This window comes from Aminobacter carboxidus (genome assembly GCF_014863355.1).
GTDB classification, from domain to species: Bacteria; Pseudomonadota; Alphaproteobacteria; order Rhizobiales; family Rhizobiaceae; genus Aminobacter; species Aminobacter carboxidus.
Map to the genome: position 1 here is coordinate 198,525 of NZ_JACZEP010000001.1, position 25,625 is coordinate 224,149.

The following is a 25,625-nucleotide window of genomic DNA, read 5'->3' on the forward strand; positions in this document are numbered from 1 at the left end:
GATTGATGCTGAGGCTGGTCGTATCGAGGCTGCTCTATGCGGCCGTCATCCTGCTTGGGGTCATCCTTGTGGTGGCCTCGCTGGTCAAGCTCGTGCCGGGCGATCCGGTCGACGTGATTGCCGCCGGCAATCCCGGTATGAGCGTCCAGGATATGGACATGCTGCGCGAGCGGATGGGGCTGACGCGCTCCGTGCCCGAGCAGTTCGTCGCTTATCTCGGCGGCGCCATCAAGGGCGACCTCGGCAGCTCGATCCGCCAGGGCGTTCCGGTCACCAGTCTGATTGCCGAGCGTCTGCCGGCGACCGGCGAACTCGCTTTCTGGACGCTCATCCTCGCCTTCGCGATCGCCATCCCGCTTGGCATCGTCACAGCGCTCAAGCGCGACAGCTGGCTCGATTATGCCGGCACTTTCGTCGCCGTGCTCGGCGTGTCGATGCCGGGCTTCCTGCTCGCCGTGCTGATGATCCTGTGGTTTTCGATCGAGCTGCGCTGGTTACCCGCCTCGGGCTATCGTGGATCGGCGTTGGCCAGCATTGGCCGCGCCGTCGCCGAGCGCGACATCGGCATCTTCTGGAACGCCTTCCGCTATTTCATCCTCCCGTCGATCTCGCTCGCCTTCGTGCTCGTCGCCGTCAATGCGCGGCTGATCCGCTCGGCCATGCTTGAGGTACTGCAGCAGGACTACATAACCTTCGCCACCGCCAAGGGCGCGCCGCGTCTCACCATCATCCTACGCCATGCGCTGCGCAACGCGTTGCTGCCGATCGTCACCCTTGCCGGCCTGCAGATGGGGGCACTGCTGTCGGGAACAGTCGTCATCGAGACGGTGTTCGCCTGGCCTGGCATCGGCCGGCTCGCCGTCGATTCGATCCAGGTCCGCGATTATCCGATCATCCAGGCGGTGGTGCTGGTGTCGGCGGCACTATTCATCTCGCTGAACCTGATCGTCGACATCCTTTACCGCTTCATCGACCCGAGGGTGCGCAATGACTGAGGCCGTGATCGTGCCTGCCGCCACAAAGGCGAGCGGCGAGCGCCGCTTTCTCGGTGCCCTCGGCCGCAGCGCCAAGGGGCTGACCGGACTGTTCCTCATCGCCATCGTCGTGCTGTGCGCGATCTTCGCGACAGGCCTCGCTCCGCACGACCATGCCCAGCAGGTCATTGAATGGCGTTATGCCCCTGTTGTCTGGCAGGATGGCGGCAGCACCACCAACCTGCTCGGCGGCGACAACATGGGCCGTGATATACTGAGCCGCACCATCATGGGCGCGCAGGTCTCGATCCAGGTGGCGCTGATCGTGGTGTCCATAGCCCTTGTCGTCGGCTCGACGCTTGGCGCCTTGGCTGGTTATTTCGGCGGCTTCGTAGATACCATCATCATGCGCATCGTTGATTTCCAGCTCGCCTTTCCGTTCCTGCTCCTGGCGCTGATATTCATGGCGGTTCTGGGGGCTGGTTTCGCCACACTCGTCATGGCGCTGGCCTTTGCCCTGTGGATCAACTTCGCTCGCATCGTACGCAGCGAAACCATGCGCATCCGCACCCTCGATTATGTCGATGCGGCGATCACCATGGGCGTGTCGCAGATGCGCATCATTTTCACCCACGTTCTGCCAAATGTGCTGCCGGCGGTGCTTGTTGTCGCCACTCTCGACATCGCGCTGGTCATCATCTCCGAGGCAGCTTTGTCCTTTCTCGGTCTCGGCGTCCAGCCGCCGACAGCATCCTGGGGCGTCATGATCTCGGAAGGCCGCGACTTTCTCTACGAGCAGCCATGGATCGTCATTGCGCCTGGCATCGCCGTGCTGATCTCCTCGGTCGGCATCAACCTGTTCGGCGATTTCCTGCGCGACTATTTCGATCCCCGGCTGGAGAGGATGTGACCATGACGGCTTCCGCCTTGTTGTCAGTCCGCGACCTGACGGTCGACTACCCCAGCCGCCACGGCCCGGTCCGCGCGGTCAACGGTGTCAGCTTTTCCGTGGCACCCGGCTCGGTGCTTGGCGTCGTCGGCGAAAGCGGCTCCGGAAAGTCCTCGGTCGGCTATGCGCTGATGGGGTTGACCGATGCATCGCGCGCCACCTTGGGCGGTGCGGTCACCTTCGAGGGTCGCAACCTGCTTGGCCTGTCCAACCGCGACTGGCGCAAGTTGCGCGGCAACCGCATCGCCATGGTGTTCCAGGATGCGATGGCGACGCTGAACCCGGTCATGCGCGTCGGCGACCAGATCGGCGAAGTGTTCCGTTTCCACCGCCCCGACATGTCGCGCAAGGCGATCCGCGCCGCGAGCCTCGACCTGCTCGAACGTGTCGGCATCCAGGAAGCCTCACGCCGCATCGACGCCTATCCGCATCAATTATCGGGTGGCATGCGCCAGCGCGTGGTCATCGCCGCGGCGATCGCGCTCAAGCCGGCCCTGCTGATAGCTGATGAGCCGACAACCGCGCTCGACGTCACCGTACAGGCGCAGATCCTGCATCTGATGCAGGAGCTGAGCCGCGAGCAGGGCATGGCGATGATCCTGGTCAGCCACGACCTCGATGTCGTCGGCGATGTCTGCGAGGACGTCGTGGTGATGAAGGACGGCGTTATCGTCGAAGCCGGCCATGTCGACGACGTGCTGAGCCGTCCCAGGCATGCCTACACGCTGCAATTGCTCAACGCGCGGCCGAGCTTCGGCGCCGGTCACATGCACGGTGAGGTGAGCCATGGCTGATGACGCTTTGCTCGAAGTGCGCGGGCTGGTCCGCCATTTCACCTTGTCGGGCCGGCTGTTTGAGAAGCCGCGCCAGCTCACCGCCGTCAACGACGTCAGCTTCACCATCAGGCGCGGCCAAGCCTTCGGTCTCGTCGGCGAAAGCGGTTCGGGCAAGTCGACGATCGGCCGCATCATCGCGCGGCTGACCGAGCCGAGCGCCGGTTCTGTGAGCTTCGACGGCGTCGATTGGCTCGCTCTGCGCGGCAAGGCGCTGCGCGACAAGCGCCGCGATATCCAGATGGTGTTCCAGAGTCCCTATGCCTCGCTCGATCCGCGCTGGCGGGTGCGCGACATCCTGGCCGAACCGCTGAAATCCTATACCGATCTCAAGGGCACCGGCTTGGCGACGCGCGCGGCCGAACTGATGCAGCAGGTCGGCCTCAACCCGGACTGGCTCGACCGTTTCCCGCACCAGTTTTCCGGCGGCCAGCGCCAGCGCATCGCAATCGCCCGTGCTCTGGCATCGGGCCCGAAGCTCTTGATCGCCGACGAGCCGGTGTCGGCGCTCGACGTCTCCAGCCAGGCGCAGGTGCTGCAGCTGTTGCGCAACATCTGCACCGAACAAGGCCTGGCGATGCTGTTCATCTCGCATGACCTGTCGGTCGTCGATCATCTGTGCCAGCGTGTCGGCGTGTTGAACCGGGGCGTGCTGGAGGAGGTCGGCCCGACGTCAGAAATTTTCCGCTCGCCAAAATCCGACTATACCCGCCGGCTCATCGACGCCGTCCCGGGCAAGAAGCGTCGCGCCGCCGAAAGGGTCGTCCATGCATGACATCGTGATCAAGGGCGGGCGCGTCGTCGATCCCGAGACCGGCCGTGACGAAATGGCCGACATCGCCATTTCGGGCGACAGGATCGCTGCCATCGGTGCCAATCTTGGACCTGCGCACAAGGTTATCGACGCAACCGGCCTGATCGTTGCGCCCGGCTTCATCGACCTGCATGCGCACGGCCAGTCCGTGCCTGCTGACCGCATGCAGGCCTTCGATGGCGTCACCACCGCGCTCGAACTCGAGGTCGGCGCCTTGCCGGTCGGTGGCTGGTATGAGGCGCAGGCAAAGACCGCGCGTCTGCTCAACTACGGCACCGCCTCTGCCTGGGTCTTCGCCCGCAAGGCGGTGATGATCGGGCTGGAACTTAAGCCAGGCGAAGCGCCGATATCAGTCATGGGGCGTGGCTTCGACGACCCGCGCTGGTCGACCGATGCCGCCACCGAAGCACAAGCCTCCGAGATCGTCGCGCTGACCCGCAAGGGTATCGACGAAGGAGCGCTCGGCATCGGTATTCCCGCCGGCTACGCGCCCGGCGCCGGCGCCAAGGAAATGAGCCTTATCTGCGATCTGGCGGCCGAGACCGACACGCCGACCTATACCCACATCGCGCAGATGTCGAACATTGATCCCAAGAGTTCGATCGAGGCCTATGTCACCCTCATTGGGCTGGCCGGTGCGACCGGCGCGCACATGCACATTTGCCACCTCAACTCGACAAGCCTGCAGGACGTCGAGCGCGCGGCAGCGATCATTGCCAAGGCGCAGGCGCAAGGACTCAGGATCACCACCGAAGCCTATCCCTATGGCACCGGCTCGACAGTGGTCAGTGCCGGCTTCTTCGTCGATCCGGCGTTTTCAGCCCGCACCGGTACCGGTTACGACGCGATCGAGCTTGTCACCACGCATCGCCGCCTCGACGGCATCGACGACCTCAAGCAGGTCAGGCAGGCCGATCCCTCGGCGCTGGTGCTCTGGCACTTCCTCGACACCGAGGACAATCCGCGCCACCGCGCGCTGCTCGACGTCTCCGTCACCTATCCGGGCGGTGCCATCGCCTCCGATGCGATGCCGTGGAGCCAACCCGATGGCACGCCTTACGAAGGTGACGAATGGCCGCTCGGACCTGACAAGACGGCGCACCCGCGTTCGTCTGGCACCTTCACCCGCTTCCTGCGCCAATGGGTGCGCGAGCGCGACGCCATCCCGCTTGTCGAGGCGATCGCCAAATGCACTGTGATACCGGCCCGGATCGTCGAGAGCTGCGCACCGCTGTTCCGTCGCAAGGGCCGGCTGCAGCCGGGTTGTGATGCCGACATCGTCGTCTTCGATCTCGCCACCATCGCCGACCGTGCCACCTTCGCCGAAATGAACCTGCCGGCCGAAGGCATGCGCCACGTGCTGGTCAACGGCCAGGCGGTAATCACTGACGGTGTCCTCGACAGTGCGGCGGCACCCGGACGTCCGATCAGGCGGGGTGACGCGTGAGCGTTCCTGTCCTCGTCGTCACCGGCTTTCTTGGTGCTGGCAAGACGACCTTCATCAACCAGTTGCTGCAGCGATCCGAAGGCCGCCGCATCAGTGCCATCGTCAACGACTTCGGTGCCATCAACATCGACGCCGAGCTGATTGCCGACGCTGCCGACAGCGTCGTCGGGCTGAAGAACGGCTGCATCTGCTGTTCGCTGCAAGGCGACCTGCTGCGGACGCTCAAGCTCGTGCTGTCCCAGGCCGTCAAGCCTGACCACATCGTCATTGAAGCATCAGGCGTCGCCGACCCCAGGGGCATCACCGAAACACTGATGGACCCGATCCTGTGGCACGACATTCGCCTCGATGCCGTTGTCGCCGTCGTCGATGCCGATGAGGTCGCTTTCAACCCCGCCCGCTTGCGCGACGAGTTGTGGCGCGCTCAGGTCGAGGCCGCCGACTTCATCGCCTTGTCCAAGACCCGGCTGAGCGAAAGCTCGGGTGAGGCGCTCCGGGCCGAACTCGTCTGGCTCAATAAGACTCTTGTCTTCGAGACCGATGGCGAAGCCATGCCGATCGAAGCACTGCTCGTCAGCGACAGGCCTCAAGCCCAGCCAGGCCAGGCCAAGCTCGGCGCCTCGCGCTTCACGTCGATCGAATGGTTATCGGAAGGCCCTGTTTGTCTTGACCGCTTCCAGGCGGCTATCGACCGCCTCGCACCGAAGCTCATCCGCGCCAAGGGCATCGTAAATTTCATCGAGCGGCCGGGACAGAGCTTCCTGCTGCAACTGGTCGGCCGGCGCGCCACCTTGCGCCCGTTTCCGAAGTTCGAACCCGATTGTCGCCTCGTTTTGATCGGTGAAGCCAGCGTCATCGACAGCGAGACGGCGCATGCCGGCCTCGCCGAAATCTCTACCTCATAACCCGCAAGCGGAGTTGTCCCATCATGCGTGTGTTCAGTGCCGTTCTTGCGACCGAGACCAATACATTCTCGCCCATCCCGACCGGCTTGACCGCCTTCGTCGAGGGCGGCGACTACTTTCCCGCCGGCCAGCATCCCGATCACATGACGCTTTATGGCGGCCAGCTGTGGGCGGCGCGCGAACGTGGCCGCCGCGAGGGCTGGACCCTCTTCGAAGGCCTGAGCGCATCGGCCGAACCCGGCGGTACGACGACGCGCCACGCCTATGAGACTTTGCGCGACCAGTTGCTAGACGATCTCCGCGCCGTCCTGCCGGTCGACATGGTGCTGATGTCACTACACGGCGCCATGGTCGCCGACGGCTATGACGATTGCGAAGGCGACATCCTCGCCCGCATCCGCGCGATCGTCGGCCCCGATACGGTCGTTGGTTGCGAGCTCGACCCGCACTGCCACATGACTTCAGAGATGATCGACAATGTCGACATCCTGCTGACCTACAAGGAATACCCCCACACCGACGTCTATGAATGCGGCGTCCAGCTTGTCGACCTCTGCCATCGCATCGCCACCGGCCAGATCAAGCCGACGGCGGCCCTCGTCGACACCGGCATGGTCACCTTCATCCGCACCACCACCGAACCCGGGCTCTCGATCATCAACGGCATCCGCGCCATGGAGCGGAAGGATAAGGTGCTGTCGGTGTCGATCGCGCAAGGTTTCCCCTGGGCCGACGTGCCCGAGATGGGAACGCGCGTCGTTGTCTACACCGACGACAACCAGGACCTGGCGCAGTCGCTGGCGCAACGGCTGGCCAACGATCTTTACGTCATGCGCGCCGAGATCGTGCCACCGATGCCCGGTATCGACGAGGCGCTCGATCAGGCCCTTGTTGCACCAGCCGGCACGGTCGTCATCGCCGACACCGCCGACAATGCCGGCGGCGGTGCCGCCAGCGACTCGACCTTCTTCCTCGCCCGCATGATCGAGCGCGGCATCTCCGACGCCGTTATCGGCCCGCTGTGGGACCCGATCGCCGTGCGCCTGGTCTTCGAAGCGGGCGAGGGCGCCGTGCTGCCGCTGCGCGTCGGCGGCAAGGTCGGCCCGCGCTCGGGCAATCCGGTCGACGTCACTTGCAGGGTCGTGGCGCTCAAGCGCAGCCTCGTCATGACCGGCCTCGGCGGCGTTCCTTCGCCGATGGGCGATTGCGCTTTGGTCGACTGCGGCGGCGTCCAGGTGCTTTTGGCCTCCGAACGGTCGCAGGCGATCGACACCGACCTGTTCACCGGCATCGGCTGCGACTTGACGGAGAAACGGATCGTGGTGGTCAAGTCGACCCAGCACTTCCGCGCTTCCTACGAGAAGATCGCGTCGGCGGTCATCTATGCCGCGACAGAGGGCACCGTCACCTCAAACCTCGCCAGCCTGCCCTATACCAGGATCAAGCTGCCGAAATGGCCGGTGACCGCATAGGTTCAAACTGACACCGGTTCTCCTTAGGCTGCCGGCGATTGTTGCCGGCTGGCAGTCGAAGGCCAGGCGCTCCTAGCTCCGCTGCAATTTCTCATAGCGTTTGGCCAGCCTGTCCCGCTTCAGCTTCGACAGCCGCTGGATCCAGAAGATGCCGTCCAGCTGGTCGATCTCGTGCTGGTGGCAGACGGCGAGCAGACCTTCCGCTTCTTCGGTGCGTTCGGCACCGTCGAGGTCCCGGTAGGCGATGCGGACCTGCGCATGGCGCCTGATCTCGTCGGTCATGCCCGGCATCGAGACACTGCCTTCGGTGTGCATGATCGTTTCCTCCGATGCCCAGAGGATCCGTGGATTGACATAGGCCCGTGCGCTCTCTGGGCCTTCGAGCTGCAGCACGACGAGCCGCCTGGAGACGCCGACATGCGGCGCGGTGATGCCGATGCCGGGTGCCGCGCGCATGGTGTCGAGCAGGTCGGTCGCGAGTTCGCGCAGGCCTTGGTCAAAGACGGATACAGGCTCTGCGGCCAGCCGTAGGCGCGGGTCGGGAAATTTCACGATTGCTCGGATCGTCACGCCTGTTCTCCGCCTCGCGTCGCAGCCTGCCGGTCGCATACAGCCAAAGTCACCGCCCTTCCAGCGTCGTGTGCCCGGCCAGCAGTGCGCCGTCGGGCCTACTCCCGCCGTTCGATGTCCCGGCGCAGCACGATCAGCGTCGTCAGGTCCTGCACGCTGGGATGCGTGGCGATGATGTCGCGCAGCGTGTTCAACCGGTCGATCGAGGGCACTTCGACCTCGACCATCAGGTCGAGCTGGCCGGTGACCGACGACACCCGCCGCACCTCCGAGTAGCGCGCCAGCTGGTCGAGCACGCCGATCGACGGCGTCGACACCAGCGTCACCATCAGGAAAGCCGAGACCAGGTTGGTGTCCATCTGGCCGATATCGGCGCGATAGCCGCGGATGACGCCGCTCTTTTCCAGCGCCGCGACGCGTTCGCTGGTGGCACTTCGCGACAGCCCGATGCGCCCGGCCAGCGTCTTCAACGGTATGCGCGCCTCCTTCGACAGTATGCCCAGAATGTCCCTGTCCTTGGCGTCGAGTTCCTTCATCGCCGGGTTCCGATCCGTGCCGTTAAAGTGCCGGTCCATGCAGTCATAGTGCCGGTGTAACCGACGCTTTGCCGGATGCCCGATTTTTCGGCCCGTGCCAAGCTCCAAAGACAGCAATTCCGGATAGAACATGACCGACGTGACCCATCCCGCGCCCACATTCTCCTTTGGCGAAGCCGCCGAGCTGGCTTCGGGCCGGTTCGGTGTCGGTGGTCGCGTGGCAAGCCTCGACAGCGAGCGCGACCAGAACTTCAAGCTTTCGGCCGATGACGGCTCGCAGTGGATCCTCAAGGTCGTCAACGCCAGCGAGCCTGCCTCCGAGAGCGCGTTCCAGGTGGCATTGCTCGATCATCTCGCGCGCACCAGCCCCGGCGTCGCCGCCCCCCGCCTCAAGGTTTCGCAAGACGGCACGCCGCTGGCCGAAGCGACAAATGCCGCCGGCGAGCGCCACGCGCTGCGGCTGGTGTCGTGGCTGCCCGGCCTGCCCTTGGCCCAGGCGGCGCGGACCCCGGCACTTCTCGAAAACCTTGGCCGTGCCCTTGGCCGGCTCGACAGCGCGCTGCAGGGCTTCATCCACCCCGGCGCGTTGCGTTCGTTCGACTGGGACATCCGCCAGGCCGGTGCGGCACGCCAGCGCCTGCACCATGTCCCCGATGTCGCGGATCGTGCGCTGCTGCGCGGCCTGCTCGATCATTTCGACGCCGCGGTCGCGCCGCGTCTGTCCGGCTTGCGCGCCCAGGTCATCCACAACGACGCCAATGACTGGAATGTCCTTGTCGACGAAGACAACCACGAGCGCATCGCCGGCATTATCGATTTCGGCGACGCGCTCTATTCACCTCTGATCGCCGAGGTGGCGGTCGCCTGCGCCTACTCCATTCTCGACGTCGAGGACCCGATCGGTGCCGCTGCAAACCTGGCCGCCGGCTTTCACGCCGAGTATCCGCTGCACGAAGACGAGCTCGACGTCCTGTTCGACCTCATCGCCATGCGCCTGGTCATCTCGGTCACGCTGTCGGCGCAGCGCAAGGAAAAGACCGGCGACAATCCCTATCTCGCCATCTCCGAGGCGCCGGCCTGGCGGCTGCTGCGCCGTCTCGGCGCGATGAACCGGCGCTTCGCCACCGCCATTCTGCGCCACGCCTGCGGTTTCGACGCGGTATCAGGCGCCCGGGCTGTAACCGCCTGGATCGAGGCCAACAGGAAGAGCTTTGCGCCTGTCCTCGAGCGGCATCCGGCGACGCTTGCCAAGGCACTGGTGCCCTATGGCGATGCGGCCCATCCGATGACCGTCACCTCGGCCGGCCAGCAGCCCGACAAGGCCACCGCCTGGTGGGACGCCTGGTGCGCCGAACACGGCATCGAGCTCGGCATCGGCCCATGGGGCGAGGCGCGCACGGTCTATACCTCCGATATCTTCTGGTCGCGTTTTGTCGAAGGCGCGCGCCGGGTCCACCATCTAGGCCTCGACCTGTTCATGCCGGCAGGCACCAAGGTTTTCACCCCGCTCGCCGGAACCGTCAAAAGCGTCGAGATCGAGGAGGACCCGCTCGGCTATGGCTGCCTCATCGCGCTCCTGCACGAGCCCGAGGACTGCCCGCCTTTTGTCACGCTCTGGGGCCACATGGCGCATGAGGCGATGGCGCGCTTGCAGCCGGGCGAGAGACTCGAAGCCGGCGCGCTCGTCGGTGAAATGGGCGCACCCGCCGAAAACGGCGGCTGGGCCCCGCATTTGCATTTCCAGATCTCGGCAGACCCCGAACTTGCCGCCCGCGACATCCTCGGCGTCGGCGAGGCGCGCTATCTTGATGTCTGGCGCGAGCTATTCCCGGATGCGGCGACGCTTGCCGGCATCCCGCCCGAGACCTTCGTCCAGACCGGCCGCACACGTCCCGAGATCGTCGCCGCACGCAAGGCGTCGCTGCTGCCCAACCTGTCGATCTCCTATTCCGAGCCGATCAAGTTCGTCCGCGGCGAGGGTGCCTGGCTAATCGACGACCGCGGCCGCGCTTATCTCGACTGCTTCAACAATGTCTGCCACCTCGGCCACGCCCACCCCGACATCGTCGAGGCCATTGCCCGCCAGGCGGCGAAACTCAACACCAACACGCGCTACCTGCACGATGCCATCGTCACCTACGCCGAACGGCTGACGGCGACCTTGCCGGAGGGCCTTTCGGTCGCCTCCTTCGCTTGCTCCGGCAGCGAGGCCAATTCGCTCGCGCTGCGCATGTCGCGCACATTGACCGGTAGCAACGACGCGTTGGTGCTCGACTGGGCCTATCACGGCACCACCCAGGAGCTGATCGATCTCAGCCCCTACAAATATAAGCGCAAGGGCGGTAAGGGCAGGCCGGCCCATGTCTTCGAGGCCGCCATCCCCGACAGCTACCGCGCGCCGGCCGACTGGCCCGTCGAGGAGCATGCCTGGCGTTTCGCCGAAAGTATCGCCGAGCAGATCGAGGCGATGCGCAAGGCGGGCCGCGCGCCGGCCTTCTTCATCGCCGAATCCATCCCCAGTGTCGCCGGCCAGGTCTTTCTCCCTGAGGGCTACTTGAAAGAAGTCTACGCCATGGTGCGCGCCGCTGGCGGCTTCTGCATCGCCGACGAGGTTCAGGTCGGCTTCGGCCGCGTCGGCAGCCACTGGTGGGCTTTCGAAACGCAGGGCGTCGTCCCCGACATCGTCACGATGGGCAAGCCCATCGGCAACGGCCACCCCATGTCGGCGCTGGTCACCACGCGCGAGATCGCCGACCGCTTCAACAACGGCATGGAGTATTTCAATACCTTCGGTGGCAATCCGGTGTCATGTGCTGCCGGCCTGGCCGTGCTCGACGTCATCGAGCGCGACGGCTTGCGCGACAACGCCGCCGAGATCGGCGCTTACCTCGTCACCCGCTTCAGGGAGATGCAGGCGCGCTATGAGGTCATTGGCGATGTCAGGGGCCAAGGCCTGTTCCTCGGCATCGAGCTCGTCAGCGACCGCAAGACCAAGGCGCCGGCAACAGCATTCGCCCGCAAGGTCAATGACGGCGCCAGGGCGCGCGGCGTTCTGATCGGCACCGAGGGACCGCACGACAATGTGCTCAAGATGCGTCCGCCGATGATCTTCAGCCGGGCCGATGCCGATCATCTGGTTGGCGTGCTTGAGGAGACCTTCGCCGCGGCATCAGCCGAAGGCGCGTAGCAGACCCGCGCGACGACCTCGCGCGGAGGGAATTAACGACAGTGGAATTCACCAACTTCCGGCGTCCATGCGCCGGCGGCAGAAAGAGGCTTTGCCTCGAAACACCAGGGAGGAAGTCATGAGGAAAATCTGCGCTACGGCGCTTCTGCTCGGCTCGGCAGCCATCGCCATGCCGGCTGCGGCCGACACGTTCGACATCGTCAAGCAGCGCGACAAGGTGACCTGCGGCGTCAGCCAGGGCGTCGCCGGCTTCTCTGCGCCCGACGATGCCGGCAAGTGGTCCGGCTTCGATATCGATTTCTGCCGCGCCATCGCGGCCGCCGTACTCGGCGATCCGGAGAAAGTCAGCTACGTCCCGCTCTCGACCAAGGAGCGCTTCACCGCGTTACAGTCGGGCAGCGTCGACGTGCTGTCGCGCCAGACCACCTGGACGCTGTCACGCGACTCGAGCCTCGGCATCCGTTTCGTCGGCACCGCCTATTATGACGGCCAGGGCTTCATGGTGCGCAAGGAGCTTGGCGTCGACAGCGCCCTCAAGCTCGACGGCGCCACCGTCTGCACCGAGCAGGGCACGACCACCGAACAGAACGTCGCCGACTATTTCGGCGCCCACAAGATGAAGTACGAGCCGGTCGTCATCGATTCCGCCGACGGTATCATCAAGGCCTTCGACGGCGGCCGCTGCGATGTCTACACCACCGACGCCTCCGCACTTTACGCGCAGCGCCTCAAGCTCACCGATCCCGCCGGCTATGTCGTCCTGCCCGAGATCATCTCCAAGGAGCCGCTCGGGCCCGCCGTCCGCCAGGGCGACGACAAGTGGTTCAACATCGTCCGCTGGACCTTGTTCGCGCTGCTCGAGGCTGAAGAACTCGGCATCACCAAGGACAATGCCGAAGCCGGCCTGACGTCGGAAAACCCTGCTATCAAGCGCTTCCTCGGCGCCGAAGGCGACAGCGGCCAGCAGCTCGGCCTCGATCCGCGCTGGAGCTACAACATCATCTCCAAGGTCGGCAATTTCGGCGAGATCTTCGAGCATAATCTCGGCCAGTCGAGCGAACTCAAGATCGACCGCGGCATCAACGCGCTGTGGAATGCCGGCGGCCTGATGTACGCCCCGCCGGTGCGCTAAAGCAATCTCGGGGGTCGCGCCCTGGCGCGGCCCCCTTCTCTTGCCGGGGCTTCCAAGTCGCGCCGCATCTGCCTATGCTGGCAGCGCCTATCTCGGGAGACTGCCTTTGTTTGCCCCCTTCATGTCTCGAAACTCACCGGCTGCGGCGGTAGAGCGCTGAGGGCGTTTGCTCCTGGCACCTAGGCACCCCCTCATCTATCGCTCGGCCTATGCGCGCCCGCCGCGGGCGCATTGCATGATGTCGAGAAGAAAATGATCATCGAAGCAACTGCCCATGATTTTGACGCGCTGCTGGAAGGCACTGCGCCCCGAAACCTGCGCCCCGTCGCCGATAGCGCCATTGCGTCGCCCGACGTGCTGCGCATGCTGGCCGATCTCGCCGGCAACATCCGTGCCATGTTCGCGCCCGCGGCGTGGCTGATCGTCGAGGACGGTGAGCTTGTCGGGCTCTGCTCGGTCGTGAGGCCATCCAGCGACGGCGAGATCCACATCGGCTATGGCGTCGCGCCGAGCCGGCAGGGCAGGGGTGCTACCACGCGCGCCATCGCTGACCTGCTCGCATGGGCCCGTGCCGATCCGCGTGTCCAGCTGGTGTCGGCCGAAACCGGCGTTGACAATATCGCGTCGCAGCGCGTTCTCGAACGCAACGGCTTTGTCCAAACCGGCGAACGCGTCGACGAAGAGGACGGCCAGCTGATCTGCTGGCAGGCGATTACCGCCTGAACGCTGGTCAATGCCGGGACGGGGTCGCGCCTTGGCGCGGCCCCGACTATGCTGCACCGCAAAGATTCCCGACGTTTCCTGTCGGGCCGCAGCAGAAGGTGCGTTGATGAGCATTGCCGACCGCGTCCGCGTCAAGGATGTCACAGTCCTGTCCGATGACCGGTACTTGCTGAAGAAGACGGTATTCGAATACCGTCGCAATGATGGCGAATGGCAGGTCCAGAGCCGCGAGACCTACGATCGCGGCAACGGCGCCACCATCCTGCTCTATGATCCCGCGCGCCGCACCGTCGTGCTCGTCAAGCAGTTCCGCTACCCGGCTTTCGTCAGCGGCTACGACGATTTTCTCATCGAAACGCCGGCCGGCCTGCTCGACAATGCCAGCCCCGAAGAGCGCATCAGGGCCGAAACCGAGGAGGAGACCGGATTCCGCGTCCGTGACGTGCGCCGTGTCTTCGAAGCTTTCATGAGCCCCGGTGCCGTCACCGAGCGGATCTATTTCTTCGTCGGCCGCTACGAACCCGGCGACCGCATCTCCGAAGGCGGCGGCCATGAAGGCGAGGGCGAGGACATCGAAGTGCTCGAAGTCGACATCGACGAAGCGCTGGCCATGGTCGCCGACGGCCGCATCTGCGACGCCAAGACCATCATGCTGCTGCAGTACGCAGCACTGCACCTGCTGCGCTGAGCCGAGAGGAGAGGTAGGGCTTTGGGGGCTGCGGGCGGTCTGGCGCCCGCTCCTGTACACGCCGACGCGCCCAGGTTTCCCAGTTCGCCCCGAGAGTAGTCGTGGCTCCTGCAAGCCGTACGCTCATCCGCGCCGACAGCCCGTCCGAGACAGCTGTCGAGAAGGAAAGCTCAAGCCATTCCCGCCTTCCGTGCCCAGGTGCTGCTCCCACGATAGCGAAATCGTTCGCCCTGTACTGGCGGTATTGCACGCATGAGAACGCAAGCTTAATATGTTCTTGCTTTGTTCAATATCGAGAGAAGCGCATGTCGGAACAGCTGCGGTTCGATTTTGGAACGACTTCGCTTGGCACGCGGCCGCCGTCTCGAGGGCGCACGCCCGTAGGAAAGCCTGACATGCTAATGTTCCGATTGTATCCGGGGCAGGACGTACCAATTGCGTCGGCAGTGTGTCGTACCCGCCGTGCCTACGGTCTGACGGCAAAGCCCTATGATGCGGACCAACGGCATGTCTCGCTGCTGTCGATCGGCAGCTATGAGGGCGTGACGCTGCAGCTGATTGGGGATGCTGCGGCCGCGGCGTCGCAGGTAAGGTCGCCGGCTTTCGACCTTGCGTTCGACCGCATCGTCAGTTTCCGCAACGGACGGCCGAAACCGTTGGTGATGCTGTGCGGTGAGGGCGCCAACAAAGTGGTCGAACTGGTGAATAGGATTGCCAAGGCCCTGAATGGTTTCGGCTTCGGAGTTCGTCTTCGCTCTGGTTTCGTGCCTCATTGCACGGTGCTCCGGGACGACAGGCTTGTCCCGGAAGTCAGTCTCGACCGGCCGATCATTTCCAGTATGCGGGAGTTCAGTCTGGAGCACAGCACAAACGGCGGCCGTCTGCGTCTGCGGATCGGCCGCTGGCCTCTGCTTGGCTGATCTCAGCTTGCCGGCAGCGGCTGGCGCGCGTTGCGCCAGAATTCCTGCGGCTCTTCCAGCAGATGTGTCAGCCCGACGCGCTCGAAGGCAAGCGCTGCCTGTTCGGCGGCGTCTGCCAGGATGTCGTCAGCGTCAAGATGATCGGTCTTGCGTCCACGCATCAGCACTTTGCCGTTGACGATGACGGTGTCGACGTCGGCGGCGTTGGCGAAATGGGCGATGCGCGTCACCGGCATCACCGGAGGATAGAGATGCGGCTTGCGCATGTCGACAAGAACGATGTCGGCCTTCTTGCCCGTTTCCAGTGACCCGAGTTCGCTTTCCAGTCCGAGTGCTCGGGCGGCATCGATCGTCGCCATCTCGATGGTCTTGCCGGGCGGCAGATAGGCCGGGTCGCGGAAGTGGCGGCGGTGGTAGTGCATGCACTGCGCCATGTGGCGGAACATGTCATAGCCGCGGTCGGGTGCTGCGGCGTCCGAGCCGAGGCAGACATTGATGCCGGCCTCGATCAGCTCCGGTACCGGGCAGCGGCCATAGACCGACATGATGGCGCTCGGATTATGGATGATCGACGCGCCCGTCTCCTTGAGCGCGGCAAAATCTTCCTCGGTGAGGTCGACGCTGTGACCCAGAAGCGCGAACTCACCGAGGACACCAAGATCGCGCGCCAGCGCGATCGAACCGTCGCGGTGGCCGTCCTGGGTGAACAGCACGTTCTTGCGACGGCGCAAATCCATCACCGCTTCGCCCATCGCAACGACCTGCTGGCGGGCGTCGGCATCGGCCACCTGCGTGGCGTAGTAGACCGGCATGACCAGGCACACGCCGGTGCCGCGGTTAAGCAGGTCGTTCCAGCGGTCGATCAGGGTCTCGCTGACTTCGAGCTGGCGCTCGAACGACACGGTCACGTCCCTGGACTGTCCGGTCTCCGAAAACTGGCGATAGGTTTTGGGGAAGGGCGGCCGGCCCGGTCCCACCGCCATGAAGGTGCGCAGGCCGGATTCGGCCGTCGCTCCGCTGTGCGCGTCGCCGAAGGTCGGATCGTCGGTGCGGTAGATGTCGGCGCCGCCACCGAGCAGCGTCATACCAGTGGTGATGCCGCCGCGCAGCCTTTCGAGCTGGGTCATGCGCGCTTCGGCGCGCCAGAAGGCCGGCGTCGAACCGCGCGCATAAATCTCTTCGCAGGCCTCGAACCAGGTGTCGACGCCGGCGCCCGCATTGCGCACCAGCCCGTGGCCGGCATGCGAGTGGCTGTCGATCAGACCCGGCATCGCCACCATGCCGGTACCGTCGATGATCTCCCTGGCACCGGTCGGTTCGGCGTCGCCTTCGTTGCCGATGGCGCTGATGCGGTCACCGCTGATCGCTATCCAGGCGCGCTCGATCACCCGCCGTTTCGGGTCGACGGTAATCGCTGTCACGTTGCGAACGAGGATGTCTGCCATGGCGTCTGCCTTCCAAATGTCGTCCGGGCATGACCCCGAAGCCGTGGATCACGCTTTGATGGGGCACTAGAGCCCCAATATGTCTTCCAGGTCACGTGCGACCACGCGGTCGCTTTCGAGGTCGAGCTGGTTTTCGATGTGGGCGAGGTGGTGGTGCATCACGGCCAGCGCCTTCTTGGCGTCGCGCGCGGTGATGCTCTGGACGATCGCCGCATGTTCGTCGGGGCCGCAGCTCTGGATTTCCTTCTGCTGGTACATCGCCATGATAAGCGACGTACGAGAAACCAGGTCGCGCAGCAGCGAGGCGAGGATCTGCGACCGCGCCAGCTCGGCGATCAGCATGTGGAAGGAGCCCGACAGGCGGATGGCGCCGGCGACGTCACCGCTGAGGTGCGCCCTGCGCTCCTGGTCGACATGTTCGCCAAGCCTGGCGATGCCGTCCGGGTCGATCGTCGCGCATAGCCGCTCGACAAGGCGCTCCTCGATGGTGCGGCGGGCGAAGAAGACGTCACGGGCTTCTTCGATCGACGGTTTGGATACAAAAGCGCCACGATTTGGAACCAATGTGATCAGGCCGTCTCGCGCCAAGTTCTGAAGAACCTGCCGAATGCGTGCCCGGCTGGCGGAAAAGATATCGGAGAGCTGCTCTTCCTTGAGCCGTGTTCCCGGACCGACCTGGCGCTCCGCGATGGCATTCCAGATCTTTTCGTAGATTTCCTGATCGGTCGCGTGTCGATTGCCGGCCTCAATGTCCATGCAGCCCTCCTCCCAGTGGGCCCAGACATCCAGCCCTCAACCCTATTGAATCTCAATTCGCCTATAAGTCAACAAATTTGTCGACAATGATTGTTGACAATAATTGGATACGATGTCAGCGTGAAGTGGATGGAGCCTAGAGGCGCCCTGCAATATGAAGGCGCGGGTCCACTGTTCTGAAACGGGAGGAGTTACATGAGGAAGTTCCTGCTCGCGGCCACCGCCGCGGCCTTGGTCCAGCTTGGCCTGATGGGCAATGCGAGTGCCGCCGAACTGCGCTACGCCGCTGCCGGCGACATTTACGGGCTCGACCCGGATTCGATGACCGACAGCTTCTCGAACAATTTCCTGTCCCACATCTACGAGCCGCTCGTCCGCTACAACAAGGAGCTGAAGATCGAGCCGGCGCTGGCCCTGTCCTGGGAAGTCGTCAAGCCCGACGTCGTCCGCTTCAAGCTGCGCCAGGGCGTCAAGTTCCATGACGGTGCCGATTTCGGTGCCGACGACGTCGTCATGTCGCTGATGCGCGCCGTCGACGAAAACTCGCCGATCAAGGGCAACCTGCCGGCGCTGAAATCGGTCGAGAAGATCGACGACTACACCGTCGACCTGCACCTTGCCGGCCCGACGCCGCTGCTCAACAACTACCTCACCAACATTGCCGTCTTCGACGCCGGCTGGCTGGAGAACAACAACGCGGTCAAGCCGATCAATGCCGAGCTCGGCCAGGAAGGCTACACCTCGACCCACGCCAACGGCACCGGTCCGTTCAAGCTCGAAAGCCGCCGCCCCGACGCCCAGACCGTGCTGGTCGCCAATGAAGGCTGGTGGGACAAGCCGCAGCACAACCTGACCAAGATCATCTTCACCCCGATCGCCTCCGACGCCACCCGCGTCGCGGCACTTCTATCGGGCGAGGTCGACATCATCACCCCGTCGCCGCTGCAGGATGCCAAGCGCATCGCCGCCAATCCGGGCACCAAGGTGCTGGAGAACCCGGGCCTGCGCACGATCATGATGAACTTCAACATGCGCGACAAGCTCGTCGACGGCAATGTCGAGGGCAATCCGTTCAAGGACGCGCGTGTCCGCAAGGCGGTCTACCAGGCCATCAACATGGATCTGGTCCGCGACAAGATCATGCGCGGCAAGTCGCGCGTCTCCGGCATGCAGATCGCGCCTGAGGTGCCTGGCTTCGACGCCAAGCTCAACGAGCGTTTCCCCTACGATCCGGCTGCCGCCAAGGCGCTGCTGACCGAGGCCGGTTATCCCGACGGCTTCCAGTTCAACATGAACTGTCCCAACGATGCCTACGTCAACGACGAGGAAGTCTGCCAGGCGATGACGGCGATGCTGGCCCAGGTCGGCCTCAACGCCAAGCTGGTCACCGAGGCCCGCACGCTGCACTTCAAGAAGGCGCAGGAAGGCCAGACCGACATGTTCATGATCGGTTGGGCGACGCTGCCGATGCTCGATGGTTTCTCTGTGCTGTCGGCCATGCTGCACTCGCCCGAAGAGAAGCTCGGCACCTGGAACCCCGGCGGCTACACGAACGCCAAGGTCGACGAGCTGGTCAAGAAGATCGACGTCGAGCTCGACGAAACCAAGCGCCGCGAAATGATGGTCGAAGCCTTCGCCATCACCGAGCAGGAAGTCGCCTGGCTGCCGCTGCACCAGCAGCCGCTGTCCTGGGCGGTGCGTGACAATGTCGAGGTCGTCCAGACCGCCGACGATCTGCTCCGCCTCTGGTACGTCAACGTCAAGTAACTCGAACCGGGTCCCTGTCCGCCTAGGGCAGGGGCCTTTCGCTACCGGCAAGCCCGCCGCAACGAAGCGGGCCCACCTCCAAGGGAGTTGCGACGATGTTCGTATTCCTCGTCCGCCGTCTGCTGCAGGCCGTTATGGTCATGCTCGCCGTGGCGTTCATCGCCTTCCTGATGTTCCGCTATCTCGGCGATCCGGTGAACAACATCGTCTCCCAGGATGCGACCCAGCAGCAGCGCGAAGAGGTGCGTCAGCGCCTGGGCCTCGATGATCCGATGGCCATCCAGTACGGCCGTTTCGTCATCAATGCCGCCAAGGGCGACTTCGGCGTTTCCTATCGCAACAGCCGTCCGGTCAGCGCACTGCTCGCCGAACGCCTCCCGGCCACCGCCGAACTGGTTCTGGTCGCCGCCCTGCTGTCGCTGGTGCTCGGCATTCCGCTCGGCATCTACACCGCGCTGAAGCCGCGAGGGGTGCTCAGCCAGGGGCTGCAGATCATGTCGCTGATCGGCATTTCGCTGCCTACCTTCGTCACCGGCATCCTGCTCATCCTCGTCTTCTCGGTCTGGCTCGGCTGGCTGCCGTCCTTCGGCCGTGGCGACGTCATCGACATCGGCTGGTGGTCGACCGGTTTCCTCACCGCCTCCGGCCTCAAGGCGCTGATCCTGCCATCCTTCATGCTTTGCCTGTTCCAGCTGACGCTGATCATGCGGCTGGTCCGCGCCGAGATGCTGGAGGTGCTGCGCGCCGACTACATCAAGTTCGCCAAGGCACGCGGCCTCAAGAACCGCGCCATCCATTTCCGCCATGCGCTCAAGAACACGCTGATCCCCGTCGTCACCATCTTCGGGCTTCAGCTCGGCGGCCTCATCGCCTTCGCCATCATCACCGAGACGGTGTTCCAGTGGCCAGGCATGGGCGCGTTGTTCATCCAGGCCGTCAACTTCACCGACGTGCCGGTCATGGCGGCCTATCTCGTCATGGTCTCGCTGATCTTCGTCATCATCAACACCAGCGTCGACCTTCTCTACAACGTCATCGATCCGCGCCTTCGCACCGATCCGACCCGGGCATCCGGGAAGGGCGCCTGACGGGAACCCATGACCATGAGTGACACTTCCTTTGCCGGGCGTCTGCGCAGCTTCGCCGACAGCGACCTGTTCTACTCGTTCCGCCGTTCGAAAACGACGGTCATCGCCGCTGCCGCGCTTGCGCTGCTGTTTTTCGGGGCGATCTTCGCGCCTGTCATCGCGCCCTTCGACCCGTTCGACATCGCTCATCTCAACCTGCTCGACAGCGAATTACCGCCGGCCTGGATGGAAGGTTCCAACTCGGCCTACTGGCTCGGCACCGACACCCAGGCGCGAGACGTGCTGTCGTCGATCCTCTACGGCCTGCGCATCTCGCTCTTCGTCGGCTTCGCCTCGGTCATCCTCGCTGCCGTGCTCGGCGTCTTCCTCGGCCTGGTCGGCGGCTTCGTCGGCGGTATCGTCGACGCCGTCATCATGCGGGTCGCCGACGTCCTGCTGAGCTTCCCGGCGATCCTGGTTGCGCTGCTCATCAACGGTGTCATGCGTGGCATCCTCCCCGCCAACCAGCACGAGAGCGCGGCCATCCTCGTTCTCGTGCTGGCCATCGGGCTCACCAACTGGGTGCAATATGCCCGCACCGTGCGCGGCTCGACGCTGGTCGAGCGCCAGCGCGAATACGTCCAGGCAGCCCGCACCATCGGTGTCGGCCGGCTGCGCATCATGCTCACCCACATCCTGCCCAACGTACTCGGCCCGGTGCTGGTCATCGCCACCATCAATCTCGGCATGGCGGTGCTGACGGAAGCGACGCTGTCCTTCCTCGGTGTCGGCATGCCGGCGACCCAGCCCTCGCTCGGCACGCTCATCCGCGTCGGCAACGAGTACCTGTTCTCCGGCATCTGGTGGGTCGTCATCTTCCCGTCGGCAACGCTCGCCGTGCTGGTCCTCGCCGTCAACCTGATCGGCGACTGGCTGCGCGACGCCCTCAATCCGAAGCTGAGGTAAGGCCATGGCCCTGCTCGAAGTCGAAAACCTGAAAGTCGAGTTCCCCACCCGCAAGGGCGTTCTCACCGCCGTCGACAATGTCTCGTTCAACGTTGAACAGGGCGAAATCCTCGGCGTGGTCGGCGAATCCGGCGCCGGCAAGTCGATGACCGGTGCTGCCGTCATCGGCCTGCTCGAGCCGCCCGGCCGCATCGGCGGCGGCCAGATCCGTCTCGACGGCAAGCGCATCGACAACCTGTCGCCCGACGAGATGCGCAAGATCCGCGGCCGCCACATCGGCGCGATCTTCCAGGACCCGCTGACCAGCCTCAACCCGCTGTTCACCGTCGGCGAGCAGCTTGTCGAGACGATCCGCACGCATCTGCCGATGTCGGCGGCGGACGCCAAGAAGCGCGCCATCGGCTGGCTCGCCGAAGTCGGCATCCCCGCACCCGACCGGCGCTTCGACCAGTATCCGCACCAGTTCTCGGGCGGTATGCGCCAGCGCGTGGTCATCGCCTTGGCATTGTGCGCCGAGCCGAGACTGATCATCGCTGACGAGCCGACGACAGCACTCGACGTCTCGGTGCAGGCGCAGATCATCGCGCTGCTCAAGCGGGTCTGCCGCGAGCGCAATGCGGCCGCGATCCTCGTCACTCACGACATGGGCGTCATCGCAGAAACCGCCGACCGGGTCGCGGTGATGTATGCCGGGCGCCTCGCCGAGATCGGCCCTGTGGCGCACGTGCTGCAGAAGCCGAGCCATCCCTACACGGCCGGCCTGATGGGCTCGATCCCGCGCGTCGGGCCACGGCCCAAGCGGCTGATCCAGATCGAAGGCTCGATGCCACGTCTGACCGACATCCCCAGCGGCTGCGCCTTCAACCCGCGCTGCCCCAAGGTCTTTGCCGAATGCCACCGCATCAGGCCCGAACTGCGCCCGGTCGCCGACGGTGCTGCCGCCTGCCTGCTCTATGAAGGGGTGACGCAATGAACGCCGCACCGATCAAGCTCAAGAGCCGCGAAGCTCCGCTGCTTCAGGTCAAGGGCCTCAAGAAGCACTTCGCCATGTCGAAGCCCTTCCTCAACCGCCTGCTCGAAGGTGGCGAGCAGCAGACGGTCAAGGCCGTTGACGGTCTCGACCTCGACATACCGCGCGGCCAGACGCTCAGCCTCGTTGGCGAATCCGGTTGCGGCAAATCGACGGTTGCCCGCCTGATCATGGGCCTGTCCAGTCCCTCAGGCGGCTCCATCCTGTTTGATGGCGCCGACATCTCGCGCGCCCCGGCCGGCCAGCCGGCTGATATCAGGCGCCGCATGCAGATGATCTTCCAGGATCCCTATGCCAGCCTCAATCCGCGCTGGCGCGTCGCCGACATCATCGCCGAACCGCTGCGCACCTATGGCATGTGCGCCTCGCGCCAGGAGCAGCGTCGCGAGGTCGACCGCCTGCTCGAATTCGTCGGTCTCAACGCCAAGGACGGCGACAAGTTTCCGCACGAATTTTCCGGCGGCCAGCGCCAGCGCATCTCGATCGCCCGCGCGATTTCCACCAAGCCGGAGTTCCTGGTTTGCGACGAGCCGACCTCGGCGCTTGACGTCTCGGTCCAGGCGCAGATCCTCAACCTGATGCGCGAGATGCAGCGCGAGCTCGGCCTGACCTACCTGTTCATCAGCCATGATCTGGCGGTGGTGAACTTCATGTCGGACTGGATCGGCGTCATGTATCTCGGTCGCCTCGTCGAGGTTTCGCCCGCAGCCGAGCTGTTCGCCAACCCGCAACATCCCTATACAAGACTGCTGCTCGACACGATCCCCGACCTGGAAATGTCGAAGCGCGACCGCCAGCCGGCCGCCGGCGAGGTGCCCAACCCGATCAACCCACCGCCGGGCTGCCACTTCCGTCCGCGCTGCGCGCTCGCCAATGAGCGTTGCCGGCGTGAGGCGCCGGTGCTTCGCGTGTATGATGGTGGCGTCAGCGCCTCTTGCCATGCGGTCGAGGAAGGGCGTGCAAACGAGCCGATCACGGTGCAGGCAAGTGCCGCGCAGTCGCTGCGGGCTGCGGTCTGAGGGAGAAGAAATGGATTTCGATTTCGCCGAGCTGCCCGAAAACGACCGCTACCGGCTGCTATGCAGCTTCGTCGGGCCGCGGCCCATAGCGCTCGTCACCACCATCGACGAGCACGGCTGCAACAATGCCGCGCCGATGAGCTTCTTCAACGTCTTTTCACACGAACCGCCGCTGCTCATCCTGGGCATGCAGACCCGTCCCGACGGCACCGCCAAGGATACCGTCGCCAACATCCGCCGCTCCGGCGAGTTTGTCGTCCACATGGTCGACATGGGGATCGCCAACGAGATGATCGTCACCGGCATCAACTTCCCCAGCGACGTCGACGAGATCGAGTTCGCCGGCCTGACCAGCACGCCCTCGGTCAAGGTCACGGCCCCCCGCATCGAGGAATCGCCCTGCGCCATGGAGTGCAAGGTGTCGCAGATTCTCGACTACGGCCGCCGCACCATCGTCATCGGCGAGGTCGTGCAGATGTATGTCCGCGACGAATGCCTCGACGAGCGTGGCCGCTATGTCCGGCCGGAAGTCTACCAGCCGATCGCGCGGCTGCATGCCGACAACTACATCGTCGCTGCCGACCAGTTCGTGCTCAAGCGCCCGGCCGAGCTTCTCCATCACGAGGAAGCGGCCGGCTATGCCGTGAAGCCACAGAAGGTCGCCGGCTGACCCAGACAAGGCGCCGGACGCCCGCGCCCGGCATCACCGAAATCTACCCAACCCACCGCAAGGCGTAGCCCCCGACGACCTTGCACGGAAAGGGCGCTGTCCGCGCATGACCCCGACAGTCGTGTGCAACAAAGGACGGCGCCCTTTTTGTTTGCCGCGGGCATGACGGTCAGCGTCAGTCTTCCGCCGCAGCGCCGATGTTTTCGCTGAGCGCGCGCAGCACGCGTGTCGCGCTTTCGATGTCGGCGTCGTCGACACCTGTCAGCACCAGGGCGCGCAGTTCCGCAACGTCGGCGAACATGCTGTCGGCCTCGCGCCGTGCCGTCGGCGTCAGGAAGATGCGCTTGGTGCGTCGGTCGCCGTCGGTGGTGCAGCGCACCACCAGCCCCTTTTTTTCCAGCCCGTCGATGAGGCCCACCAGCGAGGGCTGCTCGATCTGCATCTGCTCGGCGAGCTCGGCTTGCGTCTTGCCCTCGCATTTGGCGACCTGCATCATCAGCCGGGCGCGCGCCAGCGTCAGCCCGCGCTCCTTGACCCGGGCGTCGAACATCGTCCTGAGCTTGCGGTTGACCTTCAGCAACTCGTCGAAAAAGGCGCTCTTCAGTTCAACGCTGCTGCTCATGTCGCTCCCCATTTTGTTCTTTTGAATATTATTAGATACCTATGTAATTCACGGCAATATCTCCGGCAAGACGCATCCACTAGTCCCTTCGGACGAGGTCGCGGCCACGATGTCGGCAGGTAATGTCCGTTCGCGCGCCGGGATGAAGCGGCGCAGCCAGGGGACGAGGAGGTGGGGCATGGTCCTGCGCAATCTGGCAAAGCTCGACCTCAATCTGCTGCACGTCTTCGAGGCGGTCTACAGCGAGGCCAGCATCACCCGAGCCGCCGAGACGCTTGGCGTAACCCAGCCGGCGGTTTCCAACAGCCTGGCGCGCCTGCGTGACATTTTCGGCGATCAGCTGTTCGTGCGTGCACGGCAAGGCATTGCGCCGACCCCGCTTGCCGAAACGCTGATCGGCCCGGTCAGGGAGGCGCTGACCGCGCTCGACCGCACGCTCGCCCGGCACGAGCGCTTCGATCCGCTCGCCTCCGAGCGTATCCTATCGTTCAGCATGAGCGACTATGCCGAAGCGATCGTGCTCGGGCCATTCGTCGGCGAGTTGAACCGGCTCGGCTCGACGCTCATTGTTCGCAACCGCTTCCTCGCCGAGCGCGACCTGTTTCCCGGGCTGGCGTCAGGCGAGATCGACTTCGCTGTCGAGTCGCATCCACTTGCCGAGGAGGGTTTCGGCCAGCGGCTGCTGTTCAGCGACGAGTTCGTTTGCGTCATGCGCAAGGATCATCTGGCTCTCGCTCAGCCGTTGACGCTCGAGCGCTATCTCGCGCTGAAGCACCTTCACATTTCCAACCGTCCGCGCGTCGCCAATCTTGTCGATGGCGCACTCGCCCGGCTGAAGCTGAAACGGCAGGTGGCGGTGCATCTCGAACATTGCCTGGCGGCTGCTGCCATCCTGTCGCGCAGCGATCTATGCCTGACCATCCCCACCTCCTTTGTCCGCCATTTCCTGGCTGCCGACGCGTTCGTGGCGGTGCCGCGCCCGTTTCGCATGCCGCCGCTGCAGACCTGGCTCTACTGGCACCCCTCGTCGGAGGGCAGCCCCACTCATGACTGGGTCAGGCAAGTGCTCGACGATTGTTTCCCGCGGCCCGAGGTCGGCCAGGATCATTTCGGCTGATGTCGGTCATTCGGAA

24 protein-coding genes are annotated in these 25,625 nt (G+C 64.6%); 19 read left to right on the top strand and 5 right to left on the bottom strand.

What is annotated here, in order from left to right; genetic code table 11:
• The first annotated feature begins 5 nt into the window (after nucleotides 1-5).
• Genes IHE39_RS00920 through IHE39_RS00950 form a run of 7 tightly spaced genes read left to right on the top strand, consistent with a single transcriptional unit; the run spans nucleotide 6 to nucleotide 7,394 of the window.
• On the top strand, nucleotides 6-995 hold the full coding sequence (locus IHE39_RS00920) for an ABC transporter permease (RefSeq protein ID WP_192565205.1): 990 nt from the start codon (nucleotides 6-8) through the stop codon (nucleotides 993-995).
• Entirely contained in the window at nucleotides 988-1,884 is an 897-nt protein-coding gene (locus IHE39_RS00925; RefSeq protein ID WP_192565206.1) for an ABC transporter permease, read from the top strand. Before IHE39_RS00920 ends, IHE39_RS00925 begins: the two co-directional genes overlap by 8 nt.
• A gap of 2 nt (nucleotides 1,885-1,886) precedes the next feature.
• A complete protein-coding gene (locus tag IHE39_RS30495) occupies nucleotides 1,887-2,717 on the top strand; it encodes an ABC transporter ATP-binding protein (protein ID WP_192565207.1) in 831 nt (276 codons plus the stop codon).
• Nucleotides 2,710-3,531 carry an ATP-binding cassette domain-containing protein gene (locus tag IHE39_RS30500; protein WP_184769507.1) on the top strand — a complete coding sequence of 274 codons (822 nt, stop codon included), beginning with the start codon at nucleotides 2,710-2,712 and terminating at the stop codon, nucleotides 3,529-3,531. Before IHE39_RS30495 ends, IHE39_RS30500 begins: the two co-directional genes overlap by 8 nt.
• Entirely contained in the window at nucleotides 3,524-5,017 is a 1,494-nt protein-coding gene (locus tag IHE39_RS00940) for an amidohydrolase family protein (RefSeq protein ID WP_192565208.1), read from the top strand. Before IHE39_RS30500 ends, IHE39_RS00940 begins: the two co-directional genes overlap by 8 nt.
• On the top strand, nucleotides 5,014-5,922 hold the full coding sequence (locus IHE39_RS31040; protein WP_192565209.1) for a GTP-binding protein: 909 nt from the start codon (nucleotides 5,014-5,016) through the stop codon (nucleotides 5,920-5,922). Before IHE39_RS00940 ends, IHE39_RS31040 begins: the two co-directional genes overlap by 4 nt.
• Before the next feature lie 23 nt (nucleotides 5,923-5,945).
• Nucleotides 5,946-7,394, top strand: a complete 1,449-nt coding sequence (locus IHE39_RS00950; RefSeq protein WP_192565210.1) for a M81 family metallopeptidase — start codon at nucleotides 5,946-5,948, stop codon at nucleotides 7,392-7,394.
• A 72-nt stretch (nucleotides 7,395-7,466) separates the two neighbouring features.
• Here IHE39_RS00950 and IHE39_RS00955 read toward each other — a convergent pair whose 3' ends face one another.
• Nucleotides 7,467-7,964, bottom strand: a complete 498-nt coding sequence (locus IHE39_RS00955; RefSeq protein WP_343070043.1) for a peptide deformylase — start codon at nucleotides 7,962-7,964, stop codon at nucleotides 7,467-7,469.
• Between the two features lie 98 nt (nucleotides 7,965-8,062).
• A complete protein-coding gene (locus IHE39_RS00960) occupies nucleotides 8,063-8,500 on the bottom strand; it encodes an Lrp/AsnC family transcriptional regulator (protein ID WP_184769502.1) in 438 nt (145 codons plus the stop codon).
• Between the two features lie 130 nt (nucleotides 8,501-8,630).
• Here IHE39_RS00960 and IHE39_RS00965 point away from each other — a divergent pair, with 130 nt between their 5' ends.
• The 5 genes from IHE39_RS00965 (at nucleotide 8,631) to IHE39_RS00985 (ending at nucleotide 15,150) form a co-directional block, all read left to right on the top strand.
• Nucleotides 8,631-11,687, top strand: coding sequence for an aminotransferase class III-fold pyridoxal phosphate-dependent enzyme (locus IHE39_RS00965; RefSeq protein WP_192565212.1), 3,057 nt, complete (start codon nucleotides 8,631-8,633; stop codon nucleotides 11,685-11,687).
• 118 nt (nucleotides 11,688-11,805) lie between these two features.
• Nucleotides 11,806-12,819, top strand: a complete 1,014-nt coding sequence (locus tag IHE39_RS00970) for an amino acid ABC transporter substrate-binding protein (protein ID WP_192565213.1) — start codon at nucleotides 11,806-11,808, stop codon at nucleotides 12,817-12,819.
• A gap of 252 nt (nucleotides 12,820-13,071) precedes the next feature.
• Nucleotides 13,072-13,542 carry a GNAT family N-acetyltransferase gene (locus IHE39_RS00975; protein WP_434781271.1) on the top strand — a complete coding sequence of 157 codons (471 nt, stop codon included), beginning with the start codon at nucleotides 13,072-13,074 and terminating at the stop codon, nucleotides 13,540-13,542.
• Between the two features lie 106 nt (nucleotides 13,543-13,648).
• Entirely contained in the window at nucleotides 13,649-14,230 is a 582-nt protein-coding gene (locus IHE39_RS00980) for an NUDIX domain-containing protein (RefSeq protein ID WP_192565215.1), read from the top strand.
• Nucleotides 14,231-14,535: 305 nt separating this feature from the next.
• Nucleotides 14,536-15,150 carry a 2'-5' RNA ligase family protein gene (locus IHE39_RS00985; RefSeq protein WP_192565216.1) on the top strand — a complete coding sequence of 205 codons (615 nt, stop codon included), beginning with the start codon at nucleotides 14,536-14,538 and terminating at the stop codon, nucleotides 15,148-15,150.
• Between the two features lie 2 nt (nucleotides 15,151-15,152).
• On the opposite strand, the gene IHE39_RS00990 is transcribed toward IHE39_RS00985, so the two are convergent.
• Together IHE39_RS00990 and IHE39_RS00995 are read right to left on the bottom strand one after the other, a co-directional pair.
• Nucleotides 15,153-16,595: an amidohydrolase family protein gene (locus tag IHE39_RS00990; RefSeq protein ID WP_192565217.1), complete on the bottom strand. Its 1,443-nt coding sequence runs from the start codon at nucleotides 16,593-16,595 to the stop codon at nucleotides 15,153-15,155.
• Nucleotides 16,596-16,661: 66 nt separating this feature from the next.
• Nucleotides 16,662-17,351 carry a GntR family transcriptional regulator gene (locus tag IHE39_RS00995; RefSeq protein ID WP_192565218.1) on the bottom strand — a complete coding sequence of 230 codons (690 nt, stop codon included), beginning with the start codon at nucleotides 17,349-17,351 and terminating at the stop codon, nucleotides 16,662-16,664.
• A 195-nt stretch (nucleotides 17,352-17,546) separates the two neighbouring features.
• Here IHE39_RS00995 and IHE39_RS01000 point away from each other — a divergent pair, with 195 nt between their 5' ends.
• The 6 genes from IHE39_RS01000 to IHE39_RS01025 all read left to right on the top strand — a co-directional run bounded on the left by IHE39_RS01000 (nucleotide 17,547) and on the right by IHE39_RS01025 (nucleotide 23,870).
• Entirely contained in the window at nucleotides 17,547-19,118 is a 1,572-nt protein-coding gene (locus tag IHE39_RS01000; protein ID WP_184769494.1) for an ABC transporter substrate-binding protein, read from the top strand.
• Between the two features lie 95 nt (nucleotides 19,119-19,213).
• Complete coding sequence (locus tag IHE39_RS01005) at nucleotides 19,214-20,206, top strand: ABC transporter permease (RefSeq protein ID WP_192565219.1); 993 nt, start codon at nucleotides 19,214-19,216, stop codon at nucleotides 20,204-20,206.
• 9 nt (nucleotides 20,207-20,215) lie between these two features.
• Nucleotides 20,216-21,151: an ABC transporter permease gene (locus IHE39_RS01010; RefSeq protein WP_184769492.1), complete on the top strand. Its 936-nt coding sequence runs from the start codon at nucleotides 20,216-20,218 to the stop codon at nucleotides 21,149-21,151.
• Between the two features lie 4 nt (nucleotides 21,152-21,155).
• The gene (locus IHE39_RS01015; RefSeq protein WP_192565220.1) at nucleotides 21,156-22,124 is read left to right on the top strand and encodes an ABC transporter ATP-binding protein; all 969 of its coding nucleotides are present in this window, start codon (nucleotides 21,156-21,158) and stop codon (nucleotides 22,122-22,124) included.
• On the top strand, nucleotides 22,121-23,200 hold the full coding sequence (locus tag IHE39_RS01020; protein ID WP_192565221.1) for an ABC transporter ATP-binding protein: 1,080 nt from the start codon (nucleotides 22,121-22,123) through the stop codon (nucleotides 23,198-23,200). Before IHE39_RS01015 ends, IHE39_RS01020 begins: the two co-directional genes overlap by 4 nt.
• A 10-nt stretch (nucleotides 23,201-23,210) precedes the next feature.
• Nucleotides 23,211-23,870: a flavin reductase family protein gene (locus IHE39_RS01025; protein WP_192565222.1), complete on the top strand. Its 660-nt coding sequence runs from the start codon at nucleotides 23,211-23,213 to the stop codon at nucleotides 23,868-23,870.
• A 175-nt stretch (nucleotides 23,871-24,045) separates the two neighbouring features.
• Here the strand turns inward: IHE39_RS01025 and IHE39_RS01030 are convergent, their stop codons facing one another.
• A complete protein-coding gene (locus IHE39_RS01030) occupies nucleotides 24,046-24,492 on the bottom strand; it encodes a MarR family winged helix-turn-helix transcriptional regulator (protein ID WP_184769488.1) in 447 nt (148 codons plus the stop codon).
• A gap of 178 nt (nucleotides 24,493-24,670) precedes the next feature.
• Here IHE39_RS01030 and IHE39_RS01035 point away from each other — a divergent pair, with 178 nt between their 5' ends.
• The gene (locus IHE39_RS01035; protein WP_192565223.1) at nucleotides 24,671-25,609 is read left to right on the top strand and encodes a LysR family transcriptional regulator; all 939 of its coding nucleotides are present in this window, start codon (nucleotides 24,671-24,673) and stop codon (nucleotides 25,607-25,609) included.
• The last annotated feature ends 16 nt before the right edge of the window (nucleotides 25,610-25,625 follow it).

What these genes read in the sequence shown, in the direction of transcription:
- IHE39_RS01030 (WP_184769488.1), bottom strand. Translation starts at nt 24,492, where the DNA reads ATGAGCAGCAGCGTTGAACTGAAGAGCGCCTTTTTCGACGAGTTGCTG.
- IHE39_RS00920 (WP_192565205.1), top strand. Translation starts at nt 6, where the DNA reads ATGCTGAGGCTGGTCGTATCGAGGCTGCTCTATGCGGCCGTCATCCTG.
- IHE39_RS30495 (WP_192565207.1), top strand. Translation starts at nt 1,887, where the DNA reads ATGACGGCTTCCGCCTTGTTGTCAGTCCGCGACCTGACGGTCGACTAC.
- IHE39_RS00995 (WP_192565218.1), bottom strand. Translation starts at nt 17,351, where the DNA reads ATGGACATTGAGGCCGGCAATCGACACGCGACCGATCAGGAAATCTAC.
- IHE39_RS30500 (WP_184769507.1), top strand. Translation starts at nt 2,710, where the DNA reads ATGGCTGATGACGCTTTGCTCGAAGTGCGCGGGCTGGTCCGCCATTTC.
- IHE39_RS01020 (WP_192565221.1), top strand. Translation starts at nt 22,121, where the DNA reads ATGAACGCCGCACCGATCAAGCTCAAGAGCCGCGAAGCTCCGCTGCTT.
- IHE39_RS01010 (WP_184769492.1), top strand. Translation starts at nt 20,216, where the DNA reads ATGACCATGAGTGACACTTCCTTTGCCGGGCGTCTGCGCAGCTTCGCC.
- IHE39_RS00980 (WP_192565215.1), top strand. Translation starts at nt 13,649, where the DNA reads ATGAGCATTGCCGACCGCGTCCGCGTCAAGGATGTCACAGTCCTGTCC.
- IHE39_RS01015 (WP_192565220.1), top strand. Translation starts at nt 21,156, where the DNA reads ATGGCCCTGCTCGAAGTCGAAAACCTGAAAGTCGAGTTCCCCACCCGC.
- IHE39_RS00990 (WP_192565217.1), bottom strand. Translation starts at nt 16,595, where the DNA reads ATGGCAGACATCCTCGTTCGCAACGTGACAGCGATTACCGTCGACCCG.
- IHE39_RS00985 (WP_192565216.1), top strand. Translation starts at nt 14,536, where the DNA reads ATGTCGGAACAGCTGCGGTTCGATTTTGGAACGACTTCGCTTGGCACG.
- IHE39_RS00975 (WP_434781271.1), top strand. Translation starts at nt 13,072, where the DNA reads ATGATCATCGAAGCAACTGCCCATGATTTTGACGCGCTGCTGGAAGGC.
- IHE39_RS00925 (WP_192565206.1), top strand. Translation starts at nt 988, where the DNA reads ATGACTGAGGCCGTGATCGTGCCTGCCGCCACAAAGGCGAGCGGCGAG.
- IHE39_RS01025 (WP_192565222.1), top strand. Translation starts at nt 23,211, where the DNA reads ATGGATTTCGATTTCGCCGAGCTGCCCGAAAACGACCGCTACCGGCTG.
- IHE39_RS01035 (WP_192565223.1), top strand. Translation starts at nt 24,671, where the DNA reads ATGGTCCTGCGCAATCTGGCAAAGCTCGACCTCAATCTGCTGCACGTC.
- IHE39_RS00960 (WP_184769502.1), bottom strand. Translation starts at nt 8,500, where the DNA reads ATGAAGGAACTCGACGCCAAGGACAGGGACATTCTGGGCATACTGTCG.
- IHE39_RS01000 (WP_184769494.1), top strand. Translation starts at nt 17,547, where the DNA reads ATGAGGAAGTTCCTGCTCGCGGCCACCGCCGCGGCCTTGGTCCAGCTT.
- IHE39_RS00965 (WP_192565212.1), top strand. Translation starts at nt 8,631, where the DNA reads ATGACCGACGTGACCCATCCCGCGCCCACATTCTCCTTTGGCGAAGCC.
- IHE39_RS00950 (WP_192565210.1), top strand. Translation starts at nt 5,946, where the DNA reads ATGCGTGTGTTCAGTGCCGTTCTTGCGACCGAGACCAATACATTCTCG.
- IHE39_RS00970 (WP_192565213.1), top strand. Translation starts at nt 11,806, where the DNA reads ATGAGGAAAATCTGCGCTACGGCGCTTCTGCTCGGCTCGGCAGCCATC.
- IHE39_RS00940 (WP_192565208.1), top strand. Translation starts at nt 3,524, where the DNA reads ATGCATGACATCGTGATCAAGGGCGGGCGCGTCGTCGATCCCGAGACC.
- IHE39_RS01005 (WP_192565219.1), top strand. Translation starts at nt 19,214, where the DNA reads ATGTTCGTATTCCTCGTCCGCCGTCTGCTGCAGGCCGTTATGGTCATG.